General features: G+C 50.0%; 8 protein-coding genes, 1 tRNA gene and 3 pseudogenes. 3 read left to right on the top strand and 9 right to left on the bottom strand.

The genetic code is table 11. The annotated features are described in order from the left end of the window. Window positions 1-63: 63 nt before the first annotated feature. Window positions 64-1,274: pseudogene (locus JCM23214_RS20600) on the bottom strand (branched-chain amino acid ABC transporter substrate-binding protein). 561 nt (window positions 1,275-1,835) lie between these two features. Here JCM23214_RS20600 and JCM23214_RS12270 point away from each other — a divergent pair. Beyond that, entirely contained in the window at window positions 1,836-2,231 is a 396-nt protein-coding gene (locus JCM23214_RS12270) for a YbaN family protein (RefSeq protein WP_025899193.1), read from the top strand. Here the strand turns inward: JCM23214_RS12270 and JCM23214_RS12265 are convergent. The 3 genes from JCM23214_RS12265 to JCM23214_RS12255 all read right to left on the bottom strand — a co-directional run bounded on the left by JCM23214_RS12265 (window position 2,228) and on the right by JCM23214_RS12255 (window position 4,582). Continuing rightward, window positions 2,228-3,169, bottom strand: coding sequence for a nucleoside hydrolase (locus JCM23214_RS12265; protein WP_025899192.1), 942 nt, complete (start codon window positions 3,167-3,169; stop codon window positions 2,228-2,230). The genes JCM23214_RS12270 and JCM23214_RS12265 overlap by 4 nt on opposite strands. Before the next feature lie 88 nt (window positions 3,170-3,257). Further along, a complete protein-coding gene (locus JCM23214_RS12260) occupies window positions 3,258-3,668 on the bottom strand; it encodes an aminotransferase-like domain-containing protein (protein ID WP_025899191.1) in 411 nt (136 codons plus the stop codon). Continuing rightward, on the bottom strand, window positions 3,665-4,582 hold the full coding sequence (locus JCM23214_RS12255; RefSeq protein WP_084264791.1) for an aminotransferase-like domain-containing protein: 918 nt from the start codon (window positions 4,580-4,582) through the stop codon (window positions 3,665-3,667). The genes JCM23214_RS12260 and JCM23214_RS12255 overlap by 4 nt, the downstream gene beginning before the upstream one ends. 93 nt (window positions 4,583-4,675) lie before the next feature. Here JCM23214_RS12255 and JCM23214_RS22555 point away from each other — a divergent pair, with 93 nt between their 5' ends. Then, window positions 4,676-5,281, top strand: a complete 606-nt coding sequence (locus tag JCM23214_RS22555) for a LysE family translocator (RefSeq protein WP_025899189.1) — start codon at window positions 4,676-4,678, stop codon at window positions 5,279-5,281. Between the two features lie 17 nt (window positions 5,282-5,298). Here the strand turns inward: JCM23214_RS22555 and JCM23214_RS22550 are convergent, their stop codons facing one another. The 3 genes and pseudogenes from JCM23214_RS22550 to JCM23214_RS12235 form a co-directional block, all read right to left on the bottom strand. Beyond that, window positions 5,299-7,080 (bottom strand): PAS domain-containing sensor histidine kinase, encoded by a 1,782-nt coding sequence (locus JCM23214_RS22550; protein ID WP_025899188.1) that lies wholly within the window; start codon window positions 7,078-7,080, stop codon window positions 5,299-5,301. Between the two features lie 147 nt (window positions 7,081-7,227). Continuing rightward, window positions 7,228-8,453: pseudogene (locus tag JCM23214_RS20585) on the bottom strand (M24 family metallopeptidase). A gap of 248 nt (window positions 8,454-8,701) precedes the next feature. After that, window positions 8,702-8,778 (bottom strand) — tRNA-Ile (locus JCM23214_RS12235). Between the two features lie 269 nt (window positions 8,779-9,047). On the opposite strand from JCM23214_RS12235, the gene JCM23214_RS12225 reads away from it, so the two are divergent. Next, the gene (locus tag JCM23214_RS12225) at window positions 9,048-9,584 is read left to right on the top strand and encodes a hypothetical protein (RefSeq protein WP_025899187.1); all 537 of its coding nucleotides are present in this window, start codon (window positions 9,048-9,050) and stop codon (window positions 9,582-9,584) included. A gap of 48 nt (window positions 9,585-9,632) precedes the next feature. Here JCM23214_RS12225 and rpoD read toward each other — a convergent pair. Further along, a pseudogene (gene rpoD, locus JCM23214_RS26715) lies at window positions 9,633-11,662 on the bottom strand (RNA polymerase sigma factor RpoD). A gap of 65 nt (window positions 11,663-11,727) precedes the next feature. After that, the coding region (locus tag JCM23214_RS20575) for a toprim domain-containing protein (protein ID WP_025899186.1) at window positions 11,728-12,840 on the bottom strand (1,113 nt) is incomplete at its 5' end.

Raw genomic sequence — 12,840 nt, 5'->3', positions numbered from 1 at the left:
TCTGCTTAGGAAAGCGGGCTGCCCGTTTCGAACGAGCAGGGCAGCCCCAAAATGTTACTATCCTTAGTTAGGACGTTTCATTTTACAGGTTGTTGGCAGCTCAGTGTCTGCAGCAGCGATTGTGTTTTCAACCACCAGGCCAAAACCGGAGTTATCAGCGTCAAACACGATATTTTCATCGGTGTGAACTGAAATGTGGATTGGCTGGATCAACTGGTGATCAGACGCACGCATCATCAGCTTTTCACCGTGCAGTGATGTGAACTCCATACCTTCAAGTGCAGCAGCTACATCAATTGGCTTGTCTGAACCTGCTTTTTCCATCGCAGCGGCCAGCATCTGAACAGCGTTTGCAATACGGTACTGTGTAATATCCTTATCAGGATTTTTCGCTTTAAAGCCTTCGTGGTAAGCTTTGTAAGCATCTGTGCTGACAGGGTTCAGGACACCTTCGTGAACAAGACGGATCTTGTCTTTACCAGACGCACCAATTGTTTTGGTGATACCGTCATTGGCTGCATAATATGTAAAGATCGGCACATCCAGACCAGTTTCGCCAATGGCTTTACCAAGTCCGACCATATCCGCACCCCAGTTACCAGTGATAACCGCATCCGCGCCAGATGCCCGGATTTTCGTTGCATATGGTGTAAAGTCTTTCACTTTCCCGATTGGGTGAAGCTCGTTACCAACAATGGTGATATCTGGACGTTTCTCTTTCAGGAACTTAACCGCTGCCGCAGCAACCGCTTTACCAAATGAATAGTCCTGACCGATGATGTATACGCTCTTGATGTTATCATTTGTTTTAATAACATCTGTCATTGCGTTCATTTTCATGTCCGCATTGGCGTCGAAACGGAAATGCCAGTAGTTACATTTCTCGTTAGTCAGCGCAGGATCAACAGCTGAATAGTTGAGGAACAGAACCCGATCGTCCGGATTACGTCTGTTATGTTTTTTGATCGCATCTGTCAGCGCGTTAGCAACACCAGAGCTGTTACCCTGGAAAATATAGCGAACGCCCTCACCGATTGCTCTTTTCAACTGAACAAGGCTTTCTTTGGGCTGATTTTGTTGTCGTAAGGAACGACTTCAAATTTTCTGCCGCCCAGCACACCACCTTTTTCGTTAACCAGAACGTCAGCTGCATATTCCAGCTGCTTCAAACCACCTGTTCCGGTTGCCGCGAACGGTCCGGATAGCGGATCAATAAAGCCAAGTTTGATTGAATCTGCGGCTTGAGCAGAGAATGCTGATACAGCAGCAAACACGGCACTCGTAATAATAGCGGATTTTAGTTTCAATTTTTCCTCCCATTAGGGTTGTTACACCATCAAACTACCCGGTCTATTATCGTTATTATGCGGGGTGTATTGTGCAGCCAAAAAAGTCTTTTCAGATCAGGAATTTGATGACTCTGATAAGGGTCTTTTATTGATTGCGTTTTTGTTTTCCCCTGTTAGCGACCTAAGCTGATATGAGTATAATTTTCAAAAGATATATAATTCAACACAAAAAATCCGGCGCACCCATATTGAGCGAAAACTAATATTTGTTTTATGCAAAACAATATAGATTACTAACTTATTGAAAATAAATATCTAATTAAATTATGCGCAAGCTAACTATTGGGCAATTGCACAATTATTAATCATAAAAATAAATATGAATATACGCCATTGACAAAATATCAAAACTACATATGCGATACTATACACAACAATAAACTCGCATTTGGAGCATTTCGAGAAATTTAATTATTGTGAAACCCATATTGCGTTAGAATTATTTCGCTGCAACTGGTATGAAGCGGCATCGATAAAGCAGGAAAAATGCAGTCCAAAACCAAAAAAATCATATTGATGGCCATCGGCTGGCTCTTTGTCCTTATTGGGGCGATCGGGGTTGTGGTGCCAGTGCTTCCAACAACGCCGTTCCTGCTGATTTCTCTATGGGCTTTTTCGCAATCCTCTGACCGCTTTCATGCATGGCTCTATAACCACCGATTTTTCGGCCCCCCGTTACGTGACTGGGAAGCTCACGGCATCATCCCGCTTCGGGCCAAAACCATCGCCCTTGCCACCATGGCAATCAGCGCCATTCTGGTGATCACGCTCACCCAAACACCTTGGTATGGTATAACCGGAATGCTGCTGCTTATGGGGGTAGGAGCGGGTTTTATCCTCACCCGCCCAAGCAAACGCAAATGTGAAAGCCGGATTTCCTAAAGCCGGCCAAGGCGCTCCGTCAGTAATTGGAAAAACCGTTCGTGATCCAGATCATCACAGACGAAGGCATTGGGCTCCCTCTCCATGATATTCCACCAATCCGCCAGTGTCTGGCCCATGGTTAGCTCTGAAGAGGTCTCAATGTCCAAATGCACTTCACGGCCTTTGAAAATATCACTGTCGATCAGATAGGCAATGACGCAAGGATCGTGAAGCGGGCCACCGTCAAATCCGTAGCGGCTCATGTCAAAACGGTTGAAGTAATCCAGCATGCCCCCGCACACATCCCCCACCGGCGAATTCAGATCCTTGAACCGCTGCAGTCGTTCTGGCGTGACCAGCGCTTTATGCGTGACATCAAGGGGCATCATGACAAAATCCACACCAGAGTTCAGAACAACTTTCGCGGCCTGCGGGTCCACATAGATGTTGAACTCGGCGGCTGGTGTCGTGTTGCCAAACTCTTTGATTGCGCCGCCCATGCACACGACCTGTTTGATTTTTGGAATGATTTGCGGGGCCTGCATCATGGCAAGCGCCACATTCGTCATCGGGCCGATGGGGCAGATGGTAATGGAATTGTCTTCGGCCTCAAGGCAGGTTTGCACAATGAAATTAACGGCATGCTCTTCCTGCAGCGGCATTGTGGGCTCTGGCAGGTCGGAACCATCCAATCCTGTTTTTCCGTGAATCCATTCCGCTGTTACCAGATCACGCATCAATGGCCTGCTCGCTCCTGCAAATACGCGCACATCGCGCCGCCCTGCAAGCTCGCATATTCGCCGGGCATTGCTTTGCGTCAGCTCAAGCGGAACGTTGCCGGCAACCGTGGTAATACCCAGCAGATTTATTTCCTCTGGCGATGCCAGTGCAAGCAGAATGGCAACCGCATCATCCTGCCCGGGATCACAATCAAGAATGACATTTGATTTTTGCATAGCGCAAAATCCTCGTAATTCCCGGTACTGTCAAGCTAGGAAATCACAGTCGGTGTCTCAAGGGATCTCAGAATTTCGGCCAGGATCATCAGGCAAGCTCCAACCGGTCACTATTGGGCACAGCCATCAGGCACACCCGAACATAATGATCATCAAGCGACTTGCTCATGGCGAAGCGATCTCCGCCCATGACATTCACCTTTTTATCACGGGCCAGCGAAATGAACTCGCTGGGTGTGGTGGTGCCGGGCATCCGGATCCAAACATGTGGCAGGAACCCCGGAATTTGATGGTGAACCGGATTGATCCAGCTCCCCAAAATGTCCAGCGCCATTGTAAATCGCCGGTTTCCCTCCTGAATAAGATACCGCTTGTGCCGGGATATGACCCCCTGCGTCACCAGATCCGCGACCAGATCAAGGGGAATGGTGGAGCTTGTCCAGCTGATTGCTCTGGATACTGATATCAGTTTGGGGATCAGATCTTCAGGTGCGATCATGTAGCCAACACGCAAAGCAGGCTGAACACCTTGGAAAAGCTGGTAATATAGATACTGACATCGCCCGCAAGTTCCACAAAGCTTTTGCTCGGCTCCACCTGAAACGGGGCATAAACCGCATCTTCGACAATGATGACATTATGCTTTCGGGCAATGACGGTAATCTCTTCGCGCCGCTCCAGCGGCAGGGTCGTTCCCGTCGGATTATGATCAGTGGGATTGGTGACCAGCAGTTTAATATCGTGACGCTCGCACAGCGCCGCAAAAGACTCCGGTCGCATCCCGTAGTCATCCATCTCCACCGCCTGAATTTTCAGGTTCGCCTCCAACGCTGCGGCTTTGATGCCCGGATAGCCGAACGCTTCGGTTGCTATTGTGTCACCGGGGGAGGTTAGCGCCTTCATCGCAAGAAAAAGCCCCCCTTGCCCCCCTTGCGTAATCATCAGTTTGTCCAGCGACCAATACCCGCCGAGAATCTCTTCAAGCCAGGATTGCGCCACCTCCAAATCCTGATAGCGCCCACGGGTGTCGTTATAGTTGCTGTAATCGGCGTAGGGTTCGCGCTTGGCAATGCGCCTCATCGCAAAACTCATCGCCTGATCCGTTTCCGCGTGATAAAACTGGTTCAGGGACAAATCGACCCCAACTCCCCCATGACCAAAATCAGTGGCAAAGGAAGACAGTGGGCTCAAGCGCTGCTCCAGATCACTTTGCTCGGCGACAAAAGTTCCCCGGCCCACTTCACCGTAAGTCAGTCCCAGCCGTTCCAACTCCGCATAGGCGCGGGTCACCGTTCCCAGACTGCATTTGAATTCCCATGCCATATCCCGCTGGGTCGGCAATTTGTCACCGGGGCGCAAATGACCGGTTTTGATCTGCAGTCGCAATTCGTAAACTATCTCGCTCGAGCGCATGCTGATTTTATTGTACTTAGTACAATTCTCCAATTTACGGATACAATATTGATACAATATAAAATTATATCGATACAATCCAGAGATTTCCCAATGACAATAGATACAATCGTTATAATCATATTTTTTGCTGTCTCCATGATCGGCTCCCCCGGTCCGGCCAACATGGCCTTGATGGCGGCAGGTGCCCGTTATGGGTATCGCGCGTCCCTGCCCTTTGTTCTGGGAACGTCATCGGGATTTCTGCTGGTCGGAATAGGCGTCGCTGCAGGCCTTGGCACTCTGTTCGAGATTTTCCCTGCCTTGCGGATAACCTTCCTGATCCTGTCAGCCGCCTATATTCTTTATCTCGCGTGGAAAATCGCTTTCTCGCCGGTCAAGAAAGCCGGAAATGACGCCAGAAGTGGCTATTTTGCGGGTCTTTTCGTTCATCCGCTCAACCCCAAAGCCTGGGCCATGCTGATTGCCGCCTATTCGCAGTTTTCAAGTCCCGAGCTATCCCCCCTGATGAACTTTCTGGTGATCCAGATCATTTTCCAGATTATCGGGATTACCCTCAATTCCCTATGGTGCGCAGGCGGCGACATGCTGGCGCGCATTGTCCAGTCCCCCGCGACATTACAGCGGATCAATCAGGGGCTTGCCGCCCTGATGCTGGTTGTGGTGTCACTTTCCGTCTGGCAAAGCGGTCTGATCTAATAGTGATTTTGGAAACTTCAGCCGGTTTGCTGCAACTTGCGCACGCGTTCGGGTGGGAAGCTGACCGAGCAGGTGGTACCCTGCCCTTCAACGCTTTCGATGGTAAATTCAGCCTGATGCAAATCAGCAATCAGTTGCACCAGAGTCAAACCCAGACCCGTTCCTTCATTGGTGCGGGCATAACTTCCCTGCACCTGACCAAAGCGCGAAAGAACGGTTTCAATATCCTTCTCGGCAATCCCAATACCGGTATCACGCACCTGCAGGATCAACCCTCCTTCGCTGGTTTCAGCAGCACTCACAAAAATGGTACCACCCGTATCCGTAAATTTGACCGCATTTGACAGCAGGTTCACCAGAATCTGTTTCAGACGGGTTTCATCCGCAAAAAGAACCGGTAACTCCGATGGGATATTCTCAGTAATCGTCACCCCAGCCTTGATCGCGCGAACAGATAGCATGCGAACACTGGAATCCACCAGATTTGCCAGATTGATTTCCCGTTCCGACAGCTCCAGCCGGCCCGCTTCGATCTTCGCCACATCCAGAATATCATTGATCACTTTAAGCAAATGACCACCAGCGGAATGAATATCGCTCGCATATTCCTTGTAGTTCTCATGCCCAAGACTGCCAAAAGCCTCGGTCCGCAGAATTTCAGCAAATCCGATGATGGCATTAAGGGGCGTGCGTAACTCGTGGCTCATATTTGCCAGAAATTCCGATTTTGCCCGATTGGCAAGCTCCGCCGTCTCTTTCGCTTTTCGAAGTTCCAGCTCCGCATTGACGCGGTCATTCATGTCAGTGAGGGTCCCTTCGATATATAAAGGGTCCCCGTTGATATCAAAAACCGGGTAAGCGTTTACAACGGCCCAGAATGTGGAGCCATCTTTATGGTTCCAGCGCAGAACATCATTTACAAGTTTCTGCCCCTTCGCCAATATCAGCAAATGGCGCTCCGCATCCTCCCTGTCACAATATAATTGCTGTGCATTATAAGTTACCTCGGACTTAAGATTTTCCAGCGTCCCATAGCCAAACATCTCGGCCATCGCCGGATTGCAGGTGATGAGCTTTCCGTTAAAATCTATACGGAAAATACCTTCGGTAACATTCTCAAAAAGGCGGCGCATTTGCCGTTCGCTATCTACCAGTGCCCGGTTCGTCTCCCGCCGGCGCATCAGCGCATATCCCAACAGCACGGTTAGCACCACACTACTGCTGATCGCCGCGATCAATTCATTGCGAAAGGTATAAAGCGCGTCTTTTTGGGAGGCAATCCGTTCCAGACTGACATAATCAAGCCGATCGCGCAGTTCCTGAAAACTTTCGCGGATCTTATGCAGTTGCCGCAAGACCACCACATAAATTTCCCTTTGCGGCCGGGTTCCGGCTTGCGCCAACGCATCAACAGCAACATCCACTTCATGAAGGAAGGTTTCAAAAAACGCGTTATGACTGAGAACAGTGCTTTGCATGGACTGCAGCGTGCTGAAGTTGCTTGAAAAATCCGCCTGAATGGATTTCAGCGTCACCACGGATTTGCGAACCACAACGGCAGATTTATCCGGCTCCACTTCCCCCATTTCCACAATGGCATCGGCGGTTCGGATGATGTAATCATCAATCATCCCGGCCTGCATGATACTTTGATCGGGCAATATTTCCGCCACGTTAGAGAGGGTATCCTGGGTGCGATACAAAAAGGAGAAAACAATCGCCAATAGAAGAATGACGATTGCCACAAAACTCAGAAACCAGAAATCCTTTTTCTTTGCGACGGTTACGACTTTAATCAACGTATTTTTCGACCTTCAGTTCCGCATGGGCTTAATGCGTTCAAACAAGGTTTCATGATAGATCGAAAACATTAACAAAGAATAATCCTGCGCCCGATTTGGGCATTTTGAACATTTTGAGCACAGGGCCCGCCCGCAGTGATCCACTTAATTTTTGATGATGTTATGCGCTGGCCCGTAGGGAAAGGCCGTAATGTTTCGCGCGCCGGTATCTTCAATCACCAGAATGTCATGTTCTCGATACCCGCCGGCACCGGGCTGGCCATCAGGATCATGATCATAGGTTCCATGGAGACCACCATTCCCGGCTGCAGAACTGTGTCAATATCCTCACGCAATTCCACACCGGCTTCGCGCCCGTAATAATGACTGAGAACACCGAAGGAGTGACCATACCCAAAGGAGCGGTATTTGAGCAGATCCCAACTGCGATACATTTCATTAAGCTCAGCCGCAATATCACAGCATCGGGCCCCCGGGCGGATCAATTCCAGACCGCGTTCGTGAACAGCGACGTTCTTCTGCCAAAGATCAAGCGATGCATCATCAACGAAATCGCAAAATAAAGTGCGCTCCAGCGCGGTGTAATAGCCAAAGATCATGGGAAAACAGTTCAGGCTGAGAATATCGCCAGATCGGATTTTTCGGTTTGTCACCGGATTATGAGCACCATCCGTATTCAGACCCGACTGGAACCAGGTCCAGCTATCCATCAATTCCACATATGGATAAAGGGATGCAATTTCACGCAGCATGGCCGACGTTGAGGCGATTACCACTTCATGTTCAGGAACACCGGCTTTGATGGCAGCCGCGCAAGCCTCCCCGCCGATATCAGCGACGCGCGCGCCTTGTTCGATGAGCTGAATTTCCTCGCTCGACTTGAGGGTTCGCATCCACATGCTGGGCTGACTTACATCAACAAATTCCACACCGGGCAAAGCATCGCTGAGCTGGCGCTTGAAATCCAGAGTGACATGGTCAAATTCAATGCCTATTCGGCGTACGCCCTGCATAAGCTGCTGCACGGCATGAAAATAGTTGTCCTTTTGCCAGTCCGTATAGGTAATGTTGCCTCCAAAAGTCCGCCGCCACGGGTGCCCGCCATCAATTCCGGCGGAAATGCTGGTAGCGGCATCCTGATCAATAACGAAACCGTATTTGCGACCAAAAGCACAATAGAGAAACCCCGCATAATAATTGATGCAGTGATAGGAGGTCAGCAGACAGGCATCCACATCCTGCTCGCTCATCCAGTTTCGCAACTGGTCTTGCCGCCGGTTCATTTCTCTATCGGAAAAGGGGGAAAATGCTTTCTCGCCATTATGCCAGGTCAATACACGGTCCATGCCGCGCGAGCTGTCGTTTGACATCGCTTGCTCCTTCATCTGTTGCAATTCGACGCCATCGAGTCGCGAAAAAATGAGTGAGGCCCCGGGGCAGATAAAATCAAATCGAAGCGGGAGCCGGCGTACAGCGCGCTTCAAACACCACCAAAGGCATACCCTCATTAGCAAGTTGTAAATTAGCGGTCAATGCAAATCGATGGGGAGCAGAAGGAGACACCACCAGATCAACTATCGGGAAAGTTAAAATACGGGGTCAGTCATGTGGAGAGAAATGGTGGGCCCGGCAGGACTCGAACCTGCGACCAGACCGTTATGAGCGGTCGGCTCTAACCAACTGAGCTACAGGCCCACATGTTTCAGACGTCTGCAATTTACAGACATGAAACAGAAGTGGAGACTATTTAGCCTGTTCGATCAAAAGAAGCAAACCCCGAAATCAAATTTCTTTCATTTTTGAAAGCGAAGCTGCCTGCAGGGTAAAAAAGAGGCGGAAACTTCAAGCGGGCACCGTTCTTATACAGCTTATCGAAATTGACAGGGCGATTGTTTTTTGTGGCCAATGGCGCGCAGGTGATTTACTTGTATGAAAACTAAAATACTTCAACTGGAGTGAGAAAATTGCGCCTTATTCTTTTCAGTATTCTTTTCATAGTCACGGTATCCGCGGGTGCTCAGGCCGCGGACCCAACGCGTATTCATAAAGATGATTATCTGTCATTTTGCATTTCAAAAAAGGATTCCGAAGCCTTTTGCCGTTGTTCACTGGACATTGTGGATGCGGAAGTTGCCAAGCGAAAAGGGTTTATGGAGCGGGATCTGCATAGTGCGCAGGTAAAGATCAAAAAGAAATATGAAGGGGTCATCAAACTCGCAATCCGCAAACGGATTGTAAAGGATGAGGCCGAAATTCAGGCAGATTGCGACATCATGCGGGGCCATGCGGAAGGGGAAGTTTCAGATGCCAAATTTGAAGAAACTTTTTCGGGCCACAAAGCAGGATTTTATGTGGATCGGCTGAAAAACCGTGTTTGCTTTGCTGACCTGGCCAGCCAATCAAAAACCGCCGAGCTGTATGAAAAAAAAGATTATGAATATATCAATGCCAGCTATGTGATAGGCGCGGCGGTGGAATGCCGCCGGACGCATTTGAAATAGACACAAAAAAGGGCGGAGAATTTCCGCCCTTTTTGAATTTCATCCCGATCAGGTATCGAGGAAGCTGCGCAGTTTGCGTGAACGGCTTGGATGCTTGAGTTTACGCAAAGCCTTGGCTTCAATCTGACGGATACGTTCACGCGTAACCGAGAATTGCTGCCCGACTTCTTCGAGTGTGTGGTCCGTATTCATACCGATACCAAAGCGCATCCGCAGGACACGTTCCTCACGCGGGGTCAAGGATGCGAGAACCCGTGTTGTGGTTTCACGCAAATTCGACTGGATAGCGGCATCAAGAGGCTGAACCGCATTTTCATCCTGAATGAAATCACCCAGATGACTGTCTTCCTCGTCACCGATCGGTGTTTCAAGGCTGATCGGCTCTTTGGCGATTTTCATCACTTTGCGCACTTTTTCAAGTGGCATACCCAGCTTGACCGCCAGTTCTTCGGGTGTCGGTTCACGGCCAATTTCATGCAACATCTGACGAGACGTTCTCACCAGTTTGTTGATGGTTTCGATCATATGAACCGGAATACGAATGGTGCGCGCCTGATCCGCAATAGAGCGGGTAATCGCCTGACGGATCCACCATGTTGCATAGGTGGAGAATTTGTAACCGCGGCGATATTCAAACTTATCCACCGCTTTCATCAGGCCGATATTCCCTTCCTGAATGAGATCAAGGAATTGCAGACCGCGGTTGGTGTATTTTTTGGCGATTGAAATAACGAGACGCAGGTTTGCCTCAACCATTTCTTTCTTGGCACGGCTCGCTTCACGTTCACCAGTTTGAACCGAGCTCACGATGCGACGGAATTCCGTCATGGGCATTCCAAATTCAGAGGAAATTTTAATGATTTCACTGCGAATTTCATTAATGCCGCTGGTTTCCGTATCAACGAAATCTTTCCAGCCTTTGGCTTTCAGCTTGGAAACTTTTTCCATCCAGCCCGGATCCAGCTCTGAGCCGAAATAGTTTTCAAGGAAGCTTGCGCGGGAGACCTTGTGCTTCTCAGCCAGACGCAACAGCTTGCCTTCAAGGCTCATCAAACGGCGATTGATGCCATAGAGCTGATCAACAAGGGCTTCAATGCGGTTGTTTGTCAGATGAACATCGTCCATCAATTTAACAAGTTCGCCTTTCAGCTTTTCATATTTCTTTTCCTGCGCTTTTGGAATGGAGTCATTTTCCAGCGCAGCAGTCAGGCGAGCTTCCTGCAGTTTATGAAGCTTCTTGTAGGTCTTTGCGATTTCATCAAAGCGTTCAAACACCTGAGGCTTGAGAGTTTCCTCAAGCGCGGCCAGTGACATTGTGTTTTCTTCGGCCTCATCCTCATCATCGTCTTCACGACGTGAGATCGGATTGCCGTCCTCATCACTTCTTCCTCGTCAGAGTCAGAATCACTGTCATCGTCATCGGAATCCAGTCCGGCCGCTGGCAGATCGTCGTCGCTATCCTCATCGAAGCCTTCCTGCAGTGCTTTTTCAGCAGCAGCCCCGGCCCCGTAAGTTGCATCCAGATCAATCACGTCCCGCAGCAACAACTGTTCCTGCAGCATCAATTCACGCCAGTTCAGGATCGCCCGAATGGTCAGCGGGCTTTCGCAGATGGCGCCAATCATTTTGCCGCGACCGGCCTCGATCCGCTTGGCGATGGCAATCTCACCTTCGCGCGAAAGAAGTTCCACGGTGCCCATTTCACGCAGATACATGCGCACAGGGTCATCGGTTCGATCACCGGTCGTGGTGGTTTTTTCCGGTGTTTTTTCAACAGCGGTTTCTTCTGCTTCTTCGTCGGCATCGTCCGCAGCGGCGTTTTCTTCGCCGGCTTCGTCATTTTCAACAACGTTGATGCCCATTTCAGAAAGCAGGGACATGGTGTCTTCAATCTGTTCTGAAGACATCTGATCCTGAGGCAATACCTCGTTCAGTTCATCAAATGTTACAAAGCCCTTTTCCTTGGCCTTTGCGAGCATTTTTTTAACTGCAGCCTGGGAGGCATCAATCAAGGGGCTGTCCGGTGCATCTTCGCGTTGATCCTGGACTTCTGCCGCCTCTGCGCTTTTTGTCGCCATATAGAATTTACTCCTGAATGCCAACTATTGCCGGACCTGATCGGCAAGATGTTGGGCATCTCATATTAAAACCCAGTGTTTCGTCCGGAAGCGACACCGAAGCCGTCAAGATCCACCTCATTTCCTTCAGCATTCTGAAGCGCCTCTTTGGCATTCTTTAGGCGGTCGAGGTTTTCGCGCGTTGCTTCCTCACCAAAAATTTTCTCGGCTGCCTTGACTTCGCGCTCCAGCTCCTCTCGCTTTTGCCGTGCCAAAAGGTGCAGCCACCCTTTTATCGCATCTTCCAGTGCAGCGCCCCGCGCTATGAACCAGTCCAACGATCCGTCCGAGGACTGTTCCAGCCGTGCGACCACTTCAGACAGACCACGGATGCTTAATTGGTGCTTCAAACGCTCATAGTCAAGGTCTGATTCGGAAGCTGCAATTTCTATGATTGCAGCATGTACCCTGTCAAGGTGCGCCGCCTTGATCTTGAGGGCGGCAAAAATATCGAAGTAATTATCCAGTATTTCCGGGTGGTTGAGCACCGTGAGGATCAATAATTTTTCCCCGCGACCCCAGCTTTCCGCTGAGAGAGCAAGTGGTTTTCGATCTCTTTTTTGATCGAATCGGCCTTTTTGATTCGCGAATCTGCCGAATCGATCCTTCGCTGGCTGCTTTTTCTGTCCCCCGGTCCACCCCCCCGAGCGGTAACTGTTATTTTCCCGGTTCCATTCAAACAGGCGGTTTTTGAAATACTGACGATAGTATCCCCGAACCGTGGGCTCCTGCATTTCTTCAAGGGTTCGCTCCAGCGCTTTTTCAAAAGCTGCTTTCTGCTCTGGTGTCTCCAGCTGGCGCCCCTCGATCTCTTTGCGCCACAGAAGTTCAGAAAGGGGAAGAGACTGATCCAGCAATGTGCGCATGGCATCGGGGCCATCGCGCCGCACCAGATCATCGGGATCAACGCCTTCGGGCAGCAGGCAAAACCGCAATGAATATCCGGGCTTGAGCAGAGGCAAGGCCCGCTCAGCCGCCCTCAAAGCTGCGCGCCAGCCCGCGGCATCCCCGTCCAGACACATGATAGGCTCGGCCGCCATTTTCCAGAGAATTTGCAACTGCTCCTCGGTCACGGCGGTGCCAAGGGGGGCGACAGAGTTCATAAATCCTGCCTGCGAGAGGGCTATGACATCCATATA

Origin of the sequence: Sneathiella glossodoripedis JCM 23214 (assembly GCF_000616095.1) — a bacterium.
Lineage (GTDB): Bacteria > Pseudomonadota > Alphaproteobacteria > Sneathiellales > Sneathiellaceae > Sneathiella > Sneathiella glossodoripedis.
The sequence above is the reverse complement of the archived record's forward strand: the minus strand, read 5'-3'. Positions and strand labels throughout refer to the sequence as shown.

Bases quoted from the DNA above. Each gene is read 5' to 3' on its own strand.
- JCM23214_RS12270 (WP_025899193.1), top strand. From the start codon at position 1,836: ATGCAGTCCAAAACCAAAAAAATCATATTGATGGCCATCGGCTGGCTC.
- JCM23214_RS12265 (WP_025899192.1), bottom strand. From the start codon at position 3,169: ATGCAAAAATCAAATGTCATTCTTGATTGTGATCCCGGGCAGGATGAT.
- JCM23214_RS12260 (WP_025899191.1), bottom strand. From the start codon at position 3,668: ATGATCGCACCTGAAGATCTGATCCCCAAACTGATATCAGTATCCAGA.
- JCM23214_RS12255 (WP_084264791.1), bottom strand. From the start codon at position 4,582: ATGCGCTCGAGCGAGATAGTTTACGAATTGCGACTGCAGATCAAAACC.
- JCM23214_RS22555 (WP_025899189.1), top strand. From the start codon at position 4,676: ATGACAATAGATACAATCGTTATAATCATATTTTTTGCTGTCTCCATG.